This is a genomic window from Lentisalinibacter sediminis, assembly GCF_040706615.1.
In the GTDB taxonomy this organism is placed as follows: domain Bacteria; phylum Pseudomonadota; class Gammaproteobacteria; order Steroidobacterales; family Woeseiaceae; genus Lentisalinibacter; species Lentisalinibacter sediminis.
In genome coordinates this window covers 77,109-95,565 of the sequence record NZ_JAPDRF010000001.1, presented here as the reverse complement: position 1 = coordinate 95,565, position 18,457 = coordinate 77,109, and the positions used below count along the sequence as shown (strand labels likewise).

Genomic DNA, 18,457 nt, shown 5'->3' with positions numbered 1-18,457 from the left:
TCTGATTATGTTAAGCTTTAGAAATAGAGTTCTGGCGGTCGCGGCTAATTCGAGTCAATTGCTCTAGTGCTAGCGACCAACGCCACGGAGGTAAGAATCATGCTTAGCTGGGCAATCGCCTTTTTCATCCTCGCCATCATCGCCGGTTTCCTCGGATTCGGAGGAATCGCCGGCACTGCGGCGAGCATTGCAAAAATCCTTTTCTTCATTTTCCTTGTGTTGCTGGTTGTCAGTGCAATCGCTCATGCGGTGCGCGGGCGTCCACCGGTGTAACTCGGACGACACGCACCGGCGGTAACGTGACCGTTTATTGGGCACTGCTGGCGCCCCGATTGCCGGTATTCTGATACTGGTGACTCCCGGACTCATCAACTACGTGGTTGCCGGCTACCTGATACTGATCGGTCTGTTCGGCTGGTAACGGGAACACTCCCTAATTTCACAACACCACCGCAAAAGGAAACGATATGAGTCAACTTCAGAGAATCACAAAGTTATTTGCGATAGCCCTCATCACAGGGTTCCTCGGCGTCGGGCTGACAGCCTGCGAGAACGAGGGACCTGCCGAGGAGGCCGGCGAGGAAGTCGACGAGGCATTCGAAGAGGCGGGTGACGCTATCGACGAAACCGCGGACGAGGCTGAAGACGCCGCAGACGAAGTTGAAGACGAGCTTCCGTAGGAAATTGCGATATTAAGGAAGAAAACAATCAACGAGGAGATTATTGATGAGCCAGGATGAGATGAAAGGCCAATGGCGCGAACTCAAGGGTCAGATCAGACAGCGTTGGGGCAAGGTGACGGACGATGATCTCGAACGCATCTCGGGAAAGACGGATGAGCTGATTGGCACGCTGCAGCAACGCTATGGGGAATCCAAGGAATGGGCCCAGGATCAGGTCGAGAAATGGCAAAAAGAATTAGGCGATTGACGACAGGATGGGCGCGTCGGTCGCGGCGCCACCATAACTGCAGAATTAGTTTAGAAGCGGCTTTCAGGCCGCAACGAGGAATCTGAACTCATGGGTTATCGTTCAAGGGTACTCACCACCATCGGTATGCTGGTTTTCATGATCGGTGCGCTGACGGCATGTAATACGACCGAAGGTCTTGGCCAGGACGTCGAGGCTGCAGGCGACGCAATCGAAGAGGCAGCCGAGGAGACTGAGGAAGAATTGGAGGACTGACGACCTGGTTGCTGGTCGGCTAGTTCTTGTCGTCGTCAGTAATGCGTGCTTCCACGCTGCGCACATACCGGAGTGTCAGGAAATTGATCAGGGACATGACCAACGCCACCTCATAGCGCTGAAAGGCAACCGCCATTCCAATCAGGCCGGTATTCCAGATGCTGGCAGCTGTCGCCGTTCCACTCACGCTACCCTTGGTCTTGAGGATGGCGCCTCCACCGATGAATCCGATGCCGGTGATTAACCCCTGCAGGATACGGGACTCCGCCTCGGTAGAGTCGAGGACGGATATGCCGACCAGCGTATACCCGCATGCGGCGATTGCGACGAGGGGAAACGTGCGCAGACCTGCCCCGCGGCTGGAGCGTTCACGATCCCACGCGACCGGAAGAGCAATGAGCCAGGCAATCGCCAGGTGGAACAGGTTGGACCAGACTTGCTGCCAGGTGATGCTGAGATCAGTCATTCCCGCACCTCATTTTTTTGAGAATATCGCGATTCAAGTGCAGCCCGCCTCGCCAGACGAAATATAAGGGCTGAACGTTCACACTCGACGCCGGTTTCCACAGCAAGCGTATCACGCCATCCCAAAAACAGATGCCACGGGTTATCGCCCCGTATCGAGTGAAATCCGGCCCGGTTACCTTTGAGGACTGGATCAAGGCGCAGGTTGCCAGCGGTGATTACACCAATGACAGCGCGTATCTCCGTGACCTGATCCGGCGGGAGCAGGAAAAGGCCAGTGCGCTGAAAGCCGCCATCGACGAAGGTCTCACCAGCGGTCCGAGCGACCGCAGTCTGGACGATATCTGAGCCGCGTCTCGAAATATTTCGTTCCAGCGAAGTACGACATTGCCAGTGACTGGTCGCGAGAAAGCGCTGCAACTCCGGTTTCAACGACAAGGTCGAGCATGACTGCGACATATTTCAAAGCCACCGCTTCGTCGCGCTGCTGCGCAATCCGCTTGAAGACTTCCAGCAACATGATCGATGGCACGACCAGGGCAGCCGTATCCTCGATGGCCCCGGCAAAGTACTCCAGCCACGCCGAGGAGTCGACGATATTCACTGCGTCCTAGGCACAGTCCGCAACTCGCGGAACATCAGTATCCAGTCCGTGGAGAGATCCCCGAAGGCTCTTGGCATTGCGTAACGGAATCAACCTCGATGCGGTCCTCGAACTGGGCGACCTGGTGTCGTGTGCCGGGCTTAAGGTTGAGCGATTCGCGCACTTTCAACGGAGAACTCGTTCGCGGGCGAATTCAGCTGATCCAGCTTCGGATCGAAGGCGGTCGGCAGCGAGATCGCAGTCAGCAGTATCACGGATAGCATCGGGTCCCCCTTCTGAACCGTATTCTAGAGAACGGGCGACCACTGGAGACTCCGGTTCGTCGTACCGGACGCACCACTCGCCGCAGCGGCCTCGTTTCAGCAGGATGGGACACGGCTTTCTGATCGATACACCTGGCGGTGGAAATCACCGTTGCGCCACCTCATTGCGCAGCGTACCCCAATGGCATACGCTCATCCCCGACTTCGGTCTCTCTGGCCAGCCGGGCACCGGAGAAGGTGCAGCACCCGGACCAGGAAATACGCAACCTGGCAGGTATGAGCATGTACGTTTTCTTACTCGTGCTGATGTGGGTCACACCGGCGGTCATCGCCGGCACACTCGGCTGGACCGGTATCTGGGGCACGAACCCGGCGTTTCTGGATTACCTGATCCCGTCCACTGTGACCGGTGGTCTCCTCCACCTCCCGTCATTCGCCGTGGGAGCGCTCGCGGTACGTTACTTGCGGGATTCGAACGAAGGGTCACGCGCAAGCTGGGTCGGCGCCATCGCTGCCATGGTGATGCTCTCGGCGCTGGTCCTTCAGATCGATTTCCGTGACTTGAATCTCTGGCTGTACACCGATTATCAGCCACACGGTTTCCCGATCGAATTCGAGGGAACGGCCCTCTTCCTGTTCATCGCAAGTGATGCCTTCTGGGTGCTGTTCTACGCCATCGCCATCGGGGCCGCACCGGGCCTCGCCCAGAGCGCCCTTGCGCCGCTAATACCCGCCGCCATCATTGCCTTCAATGTGCTCGGATACCAGTCTCAGGGCGTCGAATCGCGTCACGTGTTCCATTACGGCTACAGTATGCGGGGAGAGCAGCAAGGCCAGGACCAGGCCTGGGTTTACACACCCACCGCTTACGACGAAACGCTCTTTCGGAACTGGCTGGAAGAGAGCGACGAGGTGCAGGCTCCCTGGAACAGTTCGACAGCGCAGCACCTCGCCGTGTACTTCGTCGACAGCATGGATAGCATCAAGCGGCTCCGCCGCGATGATACCGAGCACGTAGTGGCGACCCTGTGTCTGTACGAGGAGGATCGCTCGGTCGTCGCGCACGAGGGCATGGCGGATTGTTTCTCCACGCGGCCAACGCTGGTTCAGCGTGTCGCACACCTCCGCGATCAGAACCCGACCGGTCTGGGACCGGAAATCGATCAGTGGTACGCATACGCTGTGCTGTGCGCCGATGTCAGCGTGCCGGAGGAGCGGGACGAGGTGGCCCTGCATTCCGTCTGCCGGCGCTTCCTCGAGCGGCAGGCGGACTTCATCGGCCGCATGCAGACGCAGTTCGGTCCCGACTCGGAGCCTGCCCGGTTCGTGCGCGAGGAATCGGCCGCGTTGGGACTTCCGACAGAGCCCGGGCAGAGTCCCGCGAGAACGCCATAGTCTGGAATCCGCGTCTTGCACTATCGTATGGATCATACACGGCATCTGCAGGGGGTAATCCGCCATGGCCGAACTGAAGACCAGGAAGAATCAAGCGAGCGTGCAGGCGTTCCTCGACAGTGTAGAGAACGACAAGCGAAGAGACGACGCGCGGGTCGTGCTGCAGCTGATGCAGGAGGTCACCGATGAGACGCCGATCATGTGGGGCACCTCCATCATCGGCTTTGGCAGCTATCACTATCGCTACGAATCCGGCCGCGAAGGAGACTGGATGCTCACCGGGTTTTCACCCAGGAAGCAGGCGCTCACGCTCTACATCATGGACGGGTTCCGTGGGCATGGAGAGCTCATGGATAAGCTGGGCAAGTACAAGACTGGCAAGTCGTGCCTCTACGTCAAAAAGCTCGAGGACATCGACATGGATGTGTTGCGTCAGCTGGTAGCCGAGTCCGTGGCCTATATGCGCAAGACCTACGGCTAAGGCAACTGTCGTGCTTCTCCCCGGCCATCCGTCACTGTTTGTTGCGAACCCGTACTGCCGTTGAATGGCCGGCACATGCCTGGTGCCCTGTCGATAAGAGCAGCACGGTCCGAAGAGGCACGATACCTGTCGGACCTCGCTCTGCGCTCCAAGGCGCATTGGGGTTACTCGGCGGAGTTCATGAATTCCTGCAAATCGGAACTGACGCTAGAACCGGCCCGAATCGACGCAGACCAGTACCACTGCTTCGTGGCGGTGGATGAAGGAGAGACCGCAGGATTCTATGCCCTGGAGCGTCTGGCCGGTGGCGAGTACGAGCTGGAGGCCCTGTTCGTCGAGCCCGGACGAATTGGTTCAGGAATCGGGCGCGCCTTGATTGACCATGCCAAACGGACGGCATCTCGATTCGGCGCCACGCGACTCGTCATCCAGGGCGATCCCCACGCCGATGACTTCTACCTGGCCGCCGGAGCTCGGCAAATCGGTCACCGGGAATCCGACAGCATACCCGGGCGCTATTTGCCCCTGTTCGAGATAGTGCTCGAGTGATCCGGCTTCCCGGCTACCGGCCGTCGACAAAGAGCATGTTCTTCGATCCGATCCGCAGCGGCAGCTGCCTCAAGCAGGCACGCAGGCCCGGATTCGCCTTATCCGGCCTTGCCCCCATGCGGGCAGCGGTGGGGCTTGATATCGAGCAGCGGCGTGCCGTCGACGCAGTCGAGGCCGCGTACCGTGACCACCCCGTCCTCGATCCCGACCAGCTGCACCAACGACGTGCCGATGGGATTGGGACGGTTCGGTGAGCGCAGCGCGAAGGTCCCTTTGGTCCGGCCGTCATCGCCGGGACTCTGGGCGACGAGGTCGCGGCGGCTGCGATCGAGCCAGTACAGCACCTCGAGCTTCTCGTTGAGCTCCAGCCCTTCGAGGGCGGGACGCCAGATCGGCGCGACCACCAGGCGACACTCGGGACCATCGTAACTGCCCTGCCGCGGGCACGAGTCCCGGTCGGGCCAGGGAGTCCGGATCTCGCCGATGAAGCGGACCCGGGCGTCGTCGGCTTCGCCCGCGTCTACGGTGCGCTCGTTTCGTCGAATCTCGTCACGGCTGCTCATGTCTTCTGCTCCTTGTTCCCCTCGCTGTGAGACGGTCGGCGGGTCGTTTCCAGACCATACATCCGCTTCATCGTCCCGGTCTGGAAGAGAAGCGCCGAACCGACCGTAACGAGGATAACGACTCCAATGATGGCGCCCATCCGCGCGGTGGGCGCGCCTTGCGCCAGACGTATCTGCGTGAGCTCATACAGAATGTGCGCCCATTCGACCGCGCCCAGAACCAGGGCCGCCTGGATGACGCGGGCGGCCCAGGCGCTGCGCACGAACAAAAGGCCGATGAGTGCCAGCGATACCGCAACGCCGAACACATTGCCGTAACGCAGGTAATGCGCACCGAGTACTGCGAGACTGAGAACGATGAGCAGAAGAAATACGGCTCTCATGTCCTGAAGAACATCCCTATTCGCGATGAACCGCCGACGGCGCCGATGGCGAGAGACGTCAGGCCAGCCACCAGCCAGAAGGTTCGTACGCCTGTCCTCACGATGGCAGTTCATCACACGGGAATCGGTACCGACAAGGGTCCGCGCACTCTACGGGGCCCATCCCTCGCCCGCTTCCCCCGACTGCAGGGCCCGCACCTCGGCAAGGTCGGCGGGTGGCTTCAGCCACATGGGCTGCTCCGCTCTCGCCCACGCGAGCAACGCGGCCTTTTTCTCCTAACAACTGTTATCAGTATCAGACACAATAGCCCCACCGGTATCCCCGGCCCGGAGAGCACACTATGAGTACCCCTCGGATGACCCGCCCACACCCCGACTCGCGCTTCCGGAACTTCATCGCGTCGCACTATGCACGCCTCGTCGCCGACTTGCCGCGTATCGAGAGCGAGGTCGGCTAGACGTGCGCGTAGTTCTGCGCTACGCCGCGCTCTCGCTCTCCGCGCTCGTGGCAGCGGCACTGCTGGTGCTGGCCGCCCTGGTCCTCCGCCCCCCGCCCGCGATGCCGCAGCCCGGGCATGCCGGCGATGTCGTCGTACGAGACGTGCGCGTCATCGATGTCGAGACAGGCATGGCGCGGCAGGCCGCCGATGTCGTGGTGCAAAATGGCGTCATCACGGCGATCGGCAGAGACGCGGAGGCGCCGCCGGGCGCTCGCGAGATTCAAGGTACCGGCAAGTATCTGATGCCCGGGCTGTGGGACATGCACACCCACTCCAATGCCTTTGCCGACCAGTACCAGCATCCGCTGTTCATCGCGAACGGCGTCACCGGCGTGCGGGAATTGTGGGGCTGCCTGTCGCGGTCGGATTCTTTCATCGCCTGCATCGAGGATCGCCGGCGCTGGAACCGGGCGCTGGCATCCGGCGCGGGACTGTCGCCGCGCTACGTCGGCCAGTCGAGCTTCCAGATCAACGGCGGCGACGAGGTGCCGGCGGGGTTCGAGCCGTTCTTCAGCCTGCGCACCGCCGCAGACGCCGATGCGCTCGCACGCTTCTACCGGCAGGACGGTGCGGACTTCCTGAAGGTCTATTCGGCCGTCTCGCCCGCCGCCTACGACGCGCTGGCCGATGCCGCCGCGGTACACGGGCTCGCCCTTGCCGGGCACCGTCCGCTGAAGGTGTCGCTGCGCCAGGCGATCGAGGCGGGGCAACGCAGCATCGAGCATGGCCGATTGTTCGCTCTGGAGTGTTATTCACAGGCGGAGACCTTCCGCGCCCTGCCGGATCCGCTGGCGGCATACGACACCGGGTTCATCGCCAACCTCGTCGATGGTCAGGACCCGGTCCGCTGCGACGAATTGATGGCGGCGATGGCACGCTCACAGACGTGGTGGACACCCACGCTGCAGACGTTACGCATGGGTGCCATGGCCCACGTCCCGGCGTTTCGCAATGATGACAGACGGCGGTATGTCCCGGGGCTCCTGCGCCGACTCATGTGGAGCCCGGATGCTGACCGCAACGCCGCGACCGCGCTCGATGCCTCGGGGCGCAACGTTCGCACTGCCCTCTATAGCCTGGCTTTGCGCCACGTCGGTGAAGCCCATGCGGCGGGCGTGCGATTGCTGGCCGGCACGGATGCCTTCGACACCTATGTCTATCCGGGCTTCAGCCTGCACGACGAGCTGGGGCTGCTCGTGGACGCAGGACTGACGCCCGCCGCCGCGCTGCGCACCGCCACCCTCGATGCCGCAGTCTTCATGGAACTCGATCACCGCTACGGCTCGGTCAGCATCGGCAAGGCGGGCGATCTGCTCTTGCTGGGCGCGGACCCCCTGCAGGACATTGGTAACACCCGGCGCATCGATGCGCTGCTGTTCAACGGACACTACTACGACCGCGATGCCCTCGATACGTTGCTCGCATTCGCAGAACGTCGTGCCGGCAGCGTGCATCAGAATGTCCAGATCCTGTGGCAAGCCGTGCGCAGCCCGCTGGTGCGCCGACAGTTCGCCGACTGACAGTCACTCCCGAGACCACGCCTCTGTACGCCGCGGCAGCGCCTAATGCGTCGTCGGGACCGTTGTCGCTGCCTCCGCAGGTTTGACGACGATCAGGTCCGACCCTAGCATCTATAAGAGAATGATTCGCATTACTGTTTCTGCTTATCGTGTCTCCCGCACTCTTGCCGGGAGACCCCGGAACCCGACACCGAGGAACACCATGCAGACACGTCACTACACGCTCTCCGTACTCGCCGCGCTTTTTCTGGCGGCGCAACCCTCCGCGCCTGCGCTTGCCCACGGCGAGGTGGACTCGCAACATCTGGCACAATTCCACTTGCATCTGGACGATTATGAGGAAGAGATCGAAGCTTTGATTACCGACGCCCGCAACATCGCAAACGCCCGGGCCGACGGCCGAGGCGACGGATCGGGCGTGGACGAACTGATCGAGCACTGGGAAGAGGTGGGCGTCCATGCCGCCATCGAAACGAAGGCCACCGTGACCTATCCGGATATCTGGCAGGCTCTGGTGGCCTTCCGGCAGGCCATCGAGAAGAATCGGAGTGCCGATGCGCTGGCAGCCGCTGCGCGGGACCTCGAGGCGGCCCTGTGGCAGGGCTACGGCGCGCTGCGGCTCGCCGCTGCCGACGCCGACGACGAAACGGGCTAGGGGGCGAACGTTCTGTCTTCCGCGACCTGCCCCGTCCGACCGTCGGCAGGCCGTCCGTGACCGGCGAACAGGGCAGCACGACGATCACCGCCACGGTATTCGTGGTGCTGGCCGCCTTCTGCTGGGGCCTCTCGGGCGGGATCGGCGGCATGCTCATCGCCGCGGGCTGGGATGCCTACCTGGTCTCGTTCTACCGGGGAGCGATCGGCCTGCTGTTCGTGCTGGGCTGGCTCGTGGTGCATCCGCGGCGCACCGGCCTGTCCGACCCGAGCCTGTGGCTCTGGTCGGCGGTCGCCGGTCTGGGTGTCGCCGGTAACTTCACTTTCTATTTCCTCAGCATCGCAGAGGGCAGCGTCGCGGTCGCGGCCACATTGATGTACTGCGCGCCGGTGTTCGTCTTCCTGGTGTCATTCGCGCTGAGGCTCGAGACACCCAGCATGCGCAAGTGGATCGCCATCGCACTGGTAATGGTCGGCATCGTGCTGCTCACGCGCGTCTACGATGCCGGCGCAGCCGACGTGACGCTCCTGGGCGTGGCGGCCGGATTACTCGCCGGGGCCTGCTATGCCCTGTTCATCTTCGGCTTCAAGTACGCGGCACCCCACGGCAGCCCGCCCGCGATCCTCGTCATCGCATTCGCGGTCCTCGCCGCCGCCCTGATCTGGCCAAGCGACGCGGGTCAGGTCACGGCCGTCCTGGCTGCGGAGGAGTTACCGCTGTTCGTCGCCCTCGGCGTGCTCGGCGCCGGGCTGTCGTTCATTCTCTATGTGGTCGGCCTGAGTGAGACAGCGCCGGCGGTCGCTGCCATCGTTGCCATGATCGAGCCGGTTACGGCATCGCTGTTCGGCGTGCTGGTGCTGAGCGAGCGCCTGACGGCCACGCAACTGGTCGGCATGGCGCTGATCCTCCTCACCGTGACCGCACTGAGCGTACGCGCGACCCGCTGACCCCGGATCACGCTCGATGAGCCCGGGGCGCCACCGCTCATGCCGACAGCGCCAGCGGCTCCGGGTTCGACGGCGACACGAGCCCGCTCCCCTCGAACCAGCTGAGCCGTCCCGCGAGCGCAGCCACCTCGCCCACGAACAGGATCGCCGGCGCCTGCACCTCATAGCGCTCCGCGAGCGTGGCCAGCTCGGTCAGCGTCCCGCGCAGCACGCGCTGGCCCGGCAGGCTGCCGTTCTCCACTATTGCGACCGGCGTCGCCGGCGCGCGTCCGTGTTGAAGGAGTCGCGCGCGGATCGCGCCCAGCCGTCCCACACCCATGTAGAACGCCAGCGTCTGCCGGTCCCGGGCGAGAGACGGCCAGTCGAGCCGGTCTATGGATTCCTTGCCGTGGGCGGTGATCATCACCACCGACTGGGAATGTTCCCGGTGTGTCAGCGGGATGCCTGCGTAGGCGCCGCAGGCCGCAGCAGCCGTGATGCCGGGGACCACTTCGAAGGGCAGGCCCGCTGCCACGAGCGCCTCGGCCTCCTCGCCGCCCCGCCCGAAGATGAACGGGTCTCCGCCCTTCAGGCGGCAGACCTTTCTGCCCTCGCCCACCAGGCGTACCAGCAGCGCGGAGATCTCCTCCTGACTCACGCAGTGTCCGCCGGGCGTCTTGCCCACCGGTATGCGCTCGGCATCCCGTCGGGTGAGTTCGAGCACTTCCGGGGAGACCAGCCGGTCGTAGAGGACGACGTCGGCCTCTTGCGCGACCTGCAGGGCACGCAATGTCAGCAGACCCGGATCGCCGGGACCTGCGCCCACGAGCCAGGCGATGCCGGCAGCGGGCCGGTCGCTGCCCGCGGCCGCCGAAGCGAGTGTCCGGGCGATGAGACGGTCGGCCTCCTCCGCGCGTCCCGCCAGCGCGGCGTCCGATGCGGGCCCCGAGAAGACGCGCTCCCAGAATCGCCGTCTCGCGCCACCCTCGCGCAGGCGCCCGACGACCCGTGATCGCCAGCGCCCCGCCAGCGCTGCCAGCGTGCCGATGCGCGCCGGCAGCAGCGTCTCGATCTTCTCGCGCAGGCGGCGAACGAGGACGGGCGCGGTGCCGCCCGACGAGATGGCTATCATGATCGGCGAGCGGTCGACAATCGCGGGCATGATGAAGCGGCAGGCCTGCGGGTCGTCCACGACGTTGCAGAGCACGCCGCGGCCGTCGGCGAGTTCCGCCACCCATCGATTGAGCGACCGATCGGCAGTGGCAGCGATCACCAGTTGCTGAGCGTCGAGATGCGACGGCTCGAATTCGCTGTCGATGTGTACGAGCGCCTCGTCGCGCCGTGTGCGGTCCAGCTCGGCCGTCAGGGTCGGCGCCACCACCGTCACGCGCGCGCCCGCTGCTGCCAGCAGCCGGAACTTGCGGCTGGCGGTCTCGCCCCCGCCCACGATCAGGCAGGGCACGTCGTGCAATCTCAGGAATACGGGCAGGAAATCCATACGTCGCTCGCGCCTCGCAGTACGCCCCGACTATAGCGAGCGAGTGCGCGCCCCAGAAATAATGAAAGGGTCTGGAAACATGCCGAGCCGTTATAACGGAGCCGCCGGCGAGCCCGTATGATTCGGCCGCAGGAGATGCGGATCGATGCGGAGATGACCGAGGGCGATTCATGACACTGCGACAGCTGCGCTATCTGCTGGCCATTGTCGACAACGGGCTGAACATCACGGCCGCCTCCGAGAAGCTGTACACGTCGCAGCCGGGCGTGAGCAAGCAGATCCGGCTGCTGGAGGAGGAGCTCGATCTGCGGCTGTTCGAACGCAAGGGCCGGAGCCTGGCGAGCGTCACGCCGGCCGGCGCAGAGGTGGTCGCGCGGGCGCGCACCGTCCTGCAGGAAATCGAGAATATCCGCACGCTGGCGTCGAACACCCGCCACGAAGCGGACGGCACGCTGGCAATCGGCACCACCCATACCCAGGCACGCTACGTGCTCCCCGACGTCATCGCACGCTTCCGCGAACACTATCCCGACGTCGCACTCGAACTCCATCAGGGCACGTCCGAGCAGCTCGCCGACATGGTGGAGGCCCGCCAGATCGACTTCGCCATCGCGACCGGCGGCCGGGACCTGTTCGCCGACCTCGTGATGCTGCCCTGCTATCGCTGGGACCGCACGATCCTGGTGCCGCGCGAGCACGAACTCGCCCGCCTCGAAGGGCCGCTGACCATCGAGGCCCTGGCCCGCCATCCGCTGGTCACCTACGTGTTCAGCTTCAGCGGCGAGTCGTCGCTGAAGAAGGCCTTCGCCGCCGAGGGCCTCACGCCCGACGTCGTCTTCACCGCCCGCGACGCCGACGTCATCAAGACCTACGTGCGAATGGGCATGGGTGTTGGCATCGTGGCGAGCATGGCCCACGACTGCGGCGACGACCTGGTCGCCATCGACGCCGAGGGCCTGTTTCCCCGCTCCACCACCTGGATCGGCTTCCGTCGGGACACCGTGCTCAGACGCTACATGAGCCATTTCATGGAACTGTTCGCGCCGCACCTGACCGACGCGCTGGTGCAGCGTTGCCTGACGGCCGCAGACCAGTCCGAGGTGGATGCCATCTTCGGCGACGTCGAGCTGCCGCTGCGTGGCGGCTGCGGCGAGGCCCCGGCGCACCCGGACTGACTCAGGCCGTCTTGCCGAAGTCCATCTCGTGCAGGCCGCACTCGCGCTTCAGGCCGAAGAAGCGCGTGCCGGCGGCATCTCCCACTTCGTGCAGCGGCCGGGTGGTGTGGACGTCGCCGATGGACACATAGCCCTGCTCCCACAGCGGATGGTAGGGCAGCCGATGACGGGTGAGGTAGCGGTGTACGTCCCGATCGGTCCAGTCGACGATGGGATGCAGCTTCCAGCGCTCACCGTCGCCGGAGACCACCGGGAGTCTGCCGCGGGAGTCCGACTGCTGGCGCCTGAGACCCGCGATCCAGGTGCCGGCGCCGAGTTCCGCGAGCGCCTGCTCCATCGGCTCCACCTTGTTCTGCCGGTTGTAGTCGTCTATGCCGCTCGCGCCCTGCTCCCAGCGGCGGCCGTAACGCGCCTCCTGCCAGGCGGCGCTCAGCGCCGGACGATAGACATGCAGGCGCAGTGAGAGACGCTCGGCGAGTTCGTCGACGAAGCGGTAGGTCTCGGGGAAGAGATAGCCGGTATCGATGAGGATGACCGGGATGTCGGGATCGATGCGCGTGGCGAGGTGCAGGCTGACGGCCGCCTGAGCGCCGAAACTGGAAGTCAGGACGTGGCTGCCGGGCAGATACTCCAGCGCCCACTCGATGCGCTCAGCGGCCGCCAGCGGCGCGAGCCTCGCGCTCGCCGCCTCGGCGGCGACGCGGCGGCTGTCGTTCTCGCCGAGCGCTCTCATGCCACCTTGTCCTCGTCGGCGCGGAAATCCGGCCCGGAGGTCACGGCCCGGATCACGCCCGCCCGCACCAGGAAGTCGCCGAAGCGTTCACCGCTGTCTCGCTCCGCGGCATAGCGGGCGAAGAGCCCGTCCAGCTCCGACAGGATGGTCTCCTCGTCGATGTTCTCGCGGTGCAGCCGGTTCAGCCGGTCGCCGCTGAAGCCGGCGCCCAGATACAGGTTGTAGCGGCCAGGGGCCTTGCCCACGAGGCCGATCTCGGCGAGGTAGGGCCGGGCGCAGCCGTTCGGGCAGCCGGTCATCCGTATCACGATCGGCTCGTCGTCGAGCCCGTGTGCCGCCAGCCGTTCCTCGAGCCGCCCCACCAGGTCGGGCAGATAGCGTTCGCTCTCGGCCATGGCGAGCGCGCAGGTGGGCAGTCCCACGCAGGCCAGGCTGTGGCTGCGCAGGACCGACGGCGAGCCGGCCCCGTCCACGCCATGCCGTCGCAGGATCTCCGACACCCGTTCCCGGTCGCCGTCGTCGAGTCCGCTCAGGGTCACGTTCTGATTCGGGGTCAGAATGAACCGGCCGCGACCGAGTGCCGCCACCTCGCGCAACGCCGTCATCAGGGAGAGAGAGTCCCGGTCCGCAACGCGTCCGTTCTCGATGAACAGCGTGCGATGCCACAGCCCGTCGTCGCCCTCGATCCAGCCGTAGCGGTCCCCGGTGCTGGTGAAGCGGAACGGCCGCGGCGGCGCGAGCTCGAGACCGGCCCGGCGCTCCACCTCGCCACGGAACCAGTCGACGCCGCGGTCCTCGATGGTGTATTTCAACCGCGCGTGCTTGCGATTCGTGCGGTCGCCGAAATCCCGCTGGGTGGTGACCACGGCCTCGGAGACCGCGACCACCTGCTCCGGCGTGCAGTAGCCGATGACGTCGCCGAGCCGCGGCCAGGTGTCCGGCTCGCCGTGGGTCGTCCCCATGCCGCCGCCGACCACCACGTTGAAGCCGGCCAGCTCGCCGCTTTCCTCGATGGCGATGAAGCCGAGGTCCTGGGAGTACACGTCGATGTCGTTTTCCGGCGGCACCACGAAACCCATCTTGAACTTGCGCGGCAGATAGGTGGCACCGTAGATCGGCTCCTGCTCGTCCCGGTCGGATTCGAGTTTCTCGCCGTCCAGCCAGATGTCGTGGTAGGCGCGGGTCGCCGGCGTCAGGTGAGCGCTGACCTCGTCGGCCATTGCCGCCACCCGCGCATGCAGCGCCGAGCGCCACGGGTTCACCCCGGCCATCACGTTACGATTGACGTCGCCGCAGGCGGCGAGCGTATCCAGCAGGCACTCGTTGATGCCGCGGATGGTGGCGCGCAGCCGTGTCTTGATGACGCCGTGGAACTGGAAGGCCTGGCGTGTCGTGAGACGCAGCGTGCCGTTGGCGTGGGTCCGCGCGAGTTCGTCCATGGCGAGCCACTGGGCCGGCGTGCAGACGCCGCCCGGCACCCGCGCGCGGATCATGAACGAGTACGCGGGTTCCAGCCGCTGGCGCCGCCGCTCGCTGCGCACGTCGCGGTCGTCCTGCTGGTAGATACCGTGGAACTTGGACAGCTGGGTGTCGTCGTCGGCAATCGCGCCGGTCAGCCGGTCCTCCAGGCTCTGCTCGAGAGTGCCCCGCAGATGCCGGCTGCCGGCCTTGATCCTCTCCACGTCGCTCGGTGTGCCGCTCATCTCGTCTCCTCAGTACACGTCGCGCTGATAACGGCCGGCGCGGCGCAGTTCCTTCAGATATTCCCCGGCCTGCTCGGAGCTACGGCCACCGGCTTCCGCGACCACGTCGATGAGCGCGGCATGCACGTCCGGAGCCATGCGAGCGGCGTCGCCGCAGACGTAGACGTGTGCGCCCTCCTCCAGCCAGGCGTACAGGTCGCGGGCCTGCTCGCGCAGGCGGTGCTGGACGTAGACCTTGTCCGCCTGATCGCGCGAGAACGCGACGTCCATGCGGTCCAGGACGCCGCGCTTGCGGAACCGCGCCCACTCGATCTGGTACAGGAAGTCGCTCGCGGAGTGGCGGTCGCCGAAGAACAGCCAGTTCCGTCCGTCGGCACCGACGATCTCACGATGTTCGAGAAACGTCCGGAATGGCGCCACGCCCGTGCCGGGGCCGATCATGATGGTCGGGGCGGAGCCGTCCGCCGGCAGGCGGAAGCGGGGGTTCGGTTCGATGCGCGCCTCCAGCGTCTCGCCGACCTCCAGCGCGGCGAGCGCGGTGGACGCCGAGCCGTAATGCCGCCTGCCCCAGGCGTCGTACTCCACGGCGGCCACCGTCAGGTGCACCTCGTCCGGGTTCGCGAGCGGACTGGAGGCGATCGAATAGAGCCGCGGCTTGAAGCCCCGCAGGCAGGCCACGAACTCGTCCGCCGACAGCGCCGCCGGGTGCTCGTGCAGCACGTCGATCACCTGCCGGTCGGCGAGATAGGCCGCGAGTTCCTTCCGGCGCCCGTCCGCCAGCAGCGCGGCGAGTGCGGCCGCATTGCTGGCTTCGGCGTAACGTTCCAGGAAGCCGGCGCTTGCTTTCGTGATCTCCAGATCGGCAGCGAGCGCGTCGGCGAGCGTACGACCGTCGCCGAGGATTCTGCCGTCCTCGAGCCCGGCGGCCTCGAGGACAGCCTCCACGACGGCAGGCGGGTTGCGCGTTTTCAGCGCTACCGAGTCGCCCGGCTCGTACGCCAGGCCTTCGACCGCCAATTCGACGTGATGGACCCGCTTGTCGGAATCGCGGCCCGTGATGCGCTGATTGGTGACGACCTCGGCCGTGATCGGGCCGGGCGCGACCGCCGGCGGCTCGGACGGCACGGCGTGCAGATGCGGCGCCGGTGCCGCCTCGCCCAGTCGCTCTCGCACCGCATCGAGTACGGCTTCACTCCACCGAGCCGCGGGGTCCTCGTAATCGACATCGCAGTCGACCCGCTCGCCGTAGCGGCTGGCGCCGAGTGCGGCCAACCGCTCGTCGAAATCCCGACCCGTGCGGCAGAACTCGGCGTAGCTCGAGTCACCGAGCGCGAGCACGCTGTAACGCAGCGAGCCGAGCTTCGGCGCCTTCGGCCCGAAGAGGTACTCGTGCAGCATCTCCGCGTCGTCAGGCGGATCGCCCTCGCCGTGGGTGCTGACCACCACCGCGAGCCAGGTCTCCCGCCGCAGTTCGGCCGGGCGGTACTCCGCCATGCTGACGACCCGCGACGCCAGGCTGCGGCCGGCCGCTTCTGCCTGCATCGCCTCGGCGATACGCCGTCCGTTCCCGGTCTGCGAGCCGTAGAGTATGGTCAGCCGCTCACGAGCGTCCGGCCCGGCGCCGGCCGACGGGGCCGCGGCCGGATTCGCATCGCGCCCGGCGGCGGCAAGCCCCGCCAGATAGCCGCTCGCCCAGGTCAGCTGCGTCTCCGAAAGGTCGGCCACCGCGGCTTGCAGCCGTTCCCGACGCTCGTCCGTGAGTGGAGGCTCTACCCGACTTGCTGCCCGATCTGCTGCGACTCCGGTCATTGGCTCCCGCCTCCTGTTGACACTCTTGCCCGACGGCCAGCGTGGCCGGCCGAGATCGCACAATAGGGAGTCTCCGCAAGCCCGGGAACGTATTTGTTGTTATTGCGTTATATCGCGCCGCGCATATGCGGGGCTGTCGCGATCGACAGGCCGGGTTCCGGGGCCCGTCTGCGGAGAATCCCGCCCTTTTCTGTTACGAGCGGGTTACCGAGGTCACCCCGCGACCGCCAGAAAACCCCAAAAACAGGAGGTTGCCGACCCGCGCGGTATACCCCCATTTTCGGGACCGGAGAACTGGACTATTCTCGGGCGGAAATACCGGCGGAACGGCAATGAAGAACCAGAATACAGAGAGCGTAAACGGAGCCGGATCGGTCGAGTCCTGGGACGCGGCGTTCTCCCCGGTCGATCTCGTAGACCAGATCCAGCGCAGGGCTTTCCGGGAACGATTCAACCGGGCACCCGGGCAGGCCTATCCGTCCCTCGACACCGTGCGACGGGCGATTACTGAATCGAATTAGGCCGGATCGGACTTTACGGCTTCAATCGGCGCCGCCCGGTGATCATTGGCCGCACCAGTTCGATGCGTCCGGTGTATTGCACGACGAAAACGGCAGCGACATGGACGAGTGCGCCTATCCACAGTGTGTGCGCCGCATAGGCGTGCACTTGCTGTAGCAGTTCGTTGCCGTACAGCGCATCCACTTCCTCGTGCAGCCAACCGGTGCACGCCAGCACGGCCACCAGCAGGAACATCAGATAGACCATGATCGCGCCGAGCGGGTTGTGGCCCGAATCGACCGGGAGCTTGCGGGCAGCCAGCTCTCGAAAGTGCTCGCGTATACGGGCCAGGCTGACGGGGAAGTCGGCAAAGCGGGCATGCTTCGTGCCCAGAAAGCCCCAGACGACGCGCGCCAGTACCGCCGCCGCCGCGGTATAGCCTAGCCAGGTATGGATGTCCTCACCCGATTCTGTCAGCCAGTAATTGGCGACGACGATAACGGCCAGCGTCCAGTGGAAGACCCGCACGAGCGGATCCCAGATGACGACAGACGCCGGCCGGGTCACCGGATCAGCCTTCTTCCCGCTTGACCACGCTGCCATCGACCGGGTTGAAGTAGATCTCCACCTTGGTTTGCTGCGGGTCGAACCCGTAAATCTCGTAACAGTTGCCTTCGGTGACCTTGAAGGCGTTGATCTTGTAGCCCTGGTCAATGAGATTCTGCTGGAACGCATCGGCATCCTGCCAGGCCGAGCGCGGCTCTGTGGTGCACTGGGTGGTTTCGCCGCCGGCGCAACCGGCCAGCACCGCGGTAGCTGCCGACGCGAGCAGCAAATTGCGAATATTCATAGCATCCTCCATTGCCGTTGAGAGCGCGACGGAAGCGTAGCACATGCTTCCTTTGTGCCGGACCGCTCAGGACGTACCGCTGAACAACACCACCACACCGATGGCAATGAACACGGCGGCAGCGATCGCGTTAATGAGACGCATTGGCAGACGGTCGGCGCTGAAGTGCCCGAGCAACACCACCGGCACGTTGGCCGCCAGCATGCCGAGCGTCGTGCCCACCACGACGAGCCAGACCGCCTCGAACTGCGCAGCGAGCACGATGGTGGCGATCTGCGTCTTGTCGCCGATCTCCACCAGGAAGAAAGCGATCAGCGTCGTCAGGAAGGCACCGTAGGGGTAGCGGGCGGCCGCATCGTCCTCGTTATCCGGGACGAGGACCCACAGGCCCATCAGGATGAACGCGCCGGCGATCAGCCAGCGGCCGACGTCCGGCGGCAACCAGTCGGCGATCAGCGCACCGATCTCGGCGGCCACCCAGTGATTGGCGATCGTCGCCAGCAGGATGCCGGCGATGATGGGGGCGGGCTTGCGGAAGCGGGCGGCGAGGACGAGGGCCAGGAGCTGCGTCCTGTCGCCGATCTCCGCCAGCGCCACCGAGAAAGTGGATATGAGGAGTGCTTCCACGCGGGCGTCTCTGAAATCGGGCGTGTATGTTAGCGATCATGCACAGACTCGGCCACGTCCCGGGCCGCCGTT

At 65.1% G+C, this 18,457-nt stretch carries 24 protein-coding genes; 13 read left to right on the top strand and 11 right to left on the bottom strand.

The features are described from left to right. Positions 1 to 99: 99 nt before the first annotated feature. From ACJMKX_RS00465 to ACJMKX_RS00445, 5 genes are all read left to right on the top strand, one after another. Positions 100 to 273 (top strand): DUF1328 domain-containing protein, encoded by a 174-nt coding sequence (locus tag ACJMKX_RS00465; RefSeq protein WP_405219918.1) that lies wholly within the window; start codon positions 100 to 102, stop codon positions 271 to 273. Positions 274 to 310: 37 nt separating this feature from the next. Beyond that, positions 311 to 421: a DUF3096 domain-containing protein gene (locus tag ACJMKX_RS00460; protein WP_405219916.1), complete on the top strand. Its 111-nt coding sequence runs from the start codon at positions 311 to 313 to the stop codon at positions 419 to 421. A gap of 46 nt (positions 422 to 467) precedes the next feature. Next, a complete protein-coding gene (locus ACJMKX_RS00455; protein WP_405219914.1) occupies positions 468 to 680 on the top strand; it encodes a hypothetical protein in 213 nt (70 codons plus the stop codon). A gap of 46 nt (positions 681 to 726) precedes the next feature. Then, complete coding sequence (locus ACJMKX_RS00450) at positions 727 to 930, top strand: CsbD family protein (protein WP_405219912.1); 204 nt, start codon at positions 727 to 729, stop codon at positions 928 to 930. Positions 931 to 1,020: 90 nt separating this feature from the next. Beyond that, positions 1,021 to 1,185 carry an entericidin A/B family lipoprotein gene (locus ACJMKX_RS00445; RefSeq protein WP_405219910.1) on the top strand — a complete coding sequence of 55 codons (165 nt, stop codon included), beginning with the start codon at positions 1,021 to 1,023 and terminating at the stop codon, positions 1,183 to 1,185. Positions 1,186 to 1,204: 19 nt separating this feature from the next. On the opposite strand, the gene ACJMKX_RS00440 is transcribed toward ACJMKX_RS00445, so the two are convergent. Further along, entirely contained in the window at positions 1,205 to 1,651 is a 447-nt protein-coding gene (locus ACJMKX_RS00440; protein ID WP_405219908.1) for an MgtC/SapB family protein, read from the bottom strand. Positions 1,652 to 1,809: 158 nt separating this feature from the next. On the opposite strand from ACJMKX_RS00440, the gene ACJMKX_RS00435 reads away from it, so the two are divergent. Next, positions 1,810 to 1,998, top strand: a complete 189-nt coding sequence (locus tag ACJMKX_RS00435; protein ID WP_405219907.1) for a type II toxin-antitoxin system ParD family antitoxin — start codon at positions 1,810 to 1,812, stop codon at positions 1,996 to 1,998. On the opposite strand, the gene ACJMKX_RS00430 is transcribed toward ACJMKX_RS00435, so the two are convergent. Beyond that, a complete protein-coding gene (locus ACJMKX_RS00430) occupies positions 1,958 to 2,254 on the bottom strand; it encodes a PIN domain-containing protein (RefSeq protein WP_405219905.1) in 297 nt (98 codons plus the stop codon). The two genes, ACJMKX_RS00435 and ACJMKX_RS00430, sit on opposite strands and share 41 nt — an antisense overlap. A gap of 500 nt (positions 2,255 to 2,754) precedes the next feature. Here ACJMKX_RS00430 and ACJMKX_RS00425 point away from each other — a divergent pair, with 500 nt between their 5' ends. The 3 genes from ACJMKX_RS00425 to ACJMKX_RS00415 all read left to right on the top strand — a co-directional run bounded on the left by ACJMKX_RS00425 (position 2,755) and on the right by ACJMKX_RS00415 (position 4,942). Then, a complete protein-coding gene (locus ACJMKX_RS00425; protein ID WP_405219903.1) occupies positions 2,755 to 3,912 on the top strand; it encodes a hypothetical protein in 1,158 nt (385 codons plus the stop codon). A 64-nt stretch (positions 3,913 to 3,976) separates the two neighbouring features. After that, entirely contained in the window at positions 3,977 to 4,393 is a 417-nt protein-coding gene (locus ACJMKX_RS00420; RefSeq protein WP_405219901.1) for a DUF1801 domain-containing protein, read from the top strand. Between the two features lie 180 nt (positions 4,394 to 4,573). Next, positions 4,574 to 4,942 carry a GNAT family N-acetyltransferase gene (locus ACJMKX_RS00415; RefSeq protein WP_405219899.1) on the top strand — a complete coding sequence of 123 codons (369 nt, stop codon included), beginning with the start codon at positions 4,574 to 4,576 and terminating at the stop codon, positions 4,940 to 4,942. 98 nt (positions 4,943 to 5,040) lie between these two features. Here ACJMKX_RS00415 and tsaA read toward each other — a convergent pair whose 3' ends face one another. Both tsaA and ACJMKX_RS00405 read right to left on the bottom strand, forming a co-directional pair. Further along, positions 5,041 to 5,505, bottom strand: coding sequence for a tRNA (N6-threonylcarbamoyladenosine(37)-N6)-methyltransferase TrmO (tsaA, locus tag ACJMKX_RS00410; protein WP_405219897.1), 465 nt, complete (start codon positions 5,503 to 5,505; stop codon positions 5,041 to 5,043). Next, positions 5,502 to 5,888 carry a hypothetical protein gene (locus ACJMKX_RS00405; RefSeq protein WP_405219895.1) on the bottom strand — a complete coding sequence of 129 codons (387 nt, stop codon included), beginning with the start codon at positions 5,886 to 5,888 and terminating at the stop codon, positions 5,502 to 5,504. Before ACJMKX_RS00405 ends, tsaA begins: the two co-directional genes overlap by 4 nt. A 460-nt stretch (positions 5,889 to 6,348) precedes the next feature. Here ACJMKX_RS00405 and ACJMKX_RS00400 point away from each other — a divergent pair, with 460 nt between their 5' ends. The 3 genes from ACJMKX_RS00400 to ACJMKX_RS00390 all read left to right on the top strand — a co-directional run bounded on the left by ACJMKX_RS00400 (position 6,349) and on the right by ACJMKX_RS00390 (position 9,510). Next, a complete protein-coding gene (locus ACJMKX_RS00400) occupies positions 6,349 to 7,908 on the top strand; it encodes an amidohydrolase family protein (RefSeq protein WP_405219893.1) in 1,560 nt (519 codons plus the stop codon). Positions 7,909 to 8,110: 202 nt separating this feature from the next. After that, the gene (locus tag ACJMKX_RS00395; protein WP_405219891.1) at positions 8,111 to 8,563 is read left to right on the top strand and encodes a hypothetical protein; all 453 of its coding nucleotides are present in this window, start codon (positions 8,111 to 8,113) and stop codon (positions 8,561 to 8,563) included. A 56-nt stretch (positions 8,564 to 8,619) separates the two neighbouring features. Then, positions 8,620 to 9,510, top strand: a complete 891-nt coding sequence (locus tag ACJMKX_RS00390; protein WP_405219890.1) for a DMT family transporter — start codon at positions 8,620 to 8,622, stop codon at positions 9,508 to 9,510. A 37-nt stretch (positions 9,511 to 9,547) separates the two neighbouring features. On the opposite strand, the gene cysG is transcribed toward ACJMKX_RS00390, so the two are convergent. Continuing rightward, complete coding sequence (gene cysG / locus ACJMKX_RS00385; protein WP_405219888.1) at positions 9,548 to 10,987, bottom strand: siroheme synthase CysG; 1,440 nt, start codon at positions 10,985 to 10,987, stop codon at positions 9,548 to 9,550. A gap of 170 nt (positions 10,988 to 11,157) precedes the next feature. On the opposite strand from cysG, the gene cysB reads away from it, so the two are divergent. Further along, complete coding sequence (cysB, locus tag ACJMKX_RS00380; protein ID WP_405219886.1) at positions 11,158 to 12,162, top strand: HTH-type transcriptional regulator CysB; 1,005 nt, start codon at positions 11,158 to 11,160, stop codon at positions 12,160 to 12,162. 1 nt (position 12,163) lies between these two features. On the opposite strand, the gene ACJMKX_RS00375 is transcribed toward cysB, so the two are convergent. From ACJMKX_RS00375 to ACJMKX_RS00350, 6 genes are all read right to left on the bottom strand, one after another. Further along, positions 12,164 to 12,895 carry a phosphoadenylyl-sulfate reductase gene (locus ACJMKX_RS00375; RefSeq protein ID WP_405219883.1) on the bottom strand — a complete coding sequence of 244 codons (732 nt, stop codon included), beginning with the start codon at positions 12,893 to 12,895 and terminating at the stop codon, positions 12,164 to 12,166. Next, positions 12,892 to 14,598 (bottom strand): NADPH-dependent assimilatory sulfite reductase hemoprotein subunit, encoded by a 1,707-nt coding sequence (locus tag ACJMKX_RS00370; protein WP_405219880.1) that lies wholly within the window; start codon positions 14,596 to 14,598, stop codon positions 12,892 to 12,894. Before ACJMKX_RS00370 ends, ACJMKX_RS00375 begins: the two co-directional genes overlap by 4 nt. A 9-nt stretch (positions 14,599 to 14,607) precedes the next feature. Then, a complete protein-coding gene (locus tag ACJMKX_RS00365; RefSeq protein WP_405219877.1) occupies positions 14,608 to 16,407 on the bottom strand; it encodes an assimilatory sulfite reductase (NADPH) flavoprotein subunit in 1,800 nt (599 codons plus the stop codon). A 534-nt stretch (positions 16,408 to 16,941) separates the two neighbouring features. After that, positions 16,942 to 17,475, bottom strand: a complete 534-nt coding sequence (locus ACJMKX_RS00360; RefSeq protein ID WP_405219874.1) for a cytochrome b/b6 domain-containing protein — start codon at positions 17,473 to 17,475, stop codon at positions 16,942 to 16,944. A 4-nt stretch (positions 17,476 to 17,479) separates the two neighbouring features. Next, on the bottom strand, positions 17,480 to 17,752 hold the full coding sequence (locus ACJMKX_RS00355; RefSeq protein ID WP_405220742.1) for a PepSY domain-containing protein: 273 nt from the start codon (positions 17,750 to 17,752) through the stop codon (positions 17,480 to 17,482). Between the two features lie 72 nt (positions 17,753 to 17,824). After that, positions 17,825 to 18,385 carry a TMEM165/GDT1 family protein gene (locus ACJMKX_RS00350; RefSeq protein WP_405219871.1) on the bottom strand — a complete coding sequence of 187 codons (561 nt, stop codon included), beginning with the start codon at positions 18,383 to 18,385 and terminating at the stop codon, positions 17,825 to 17,827. Between the last annotated feature and the right edge of the window lie 72 nt (positions 18,386 to 18,457).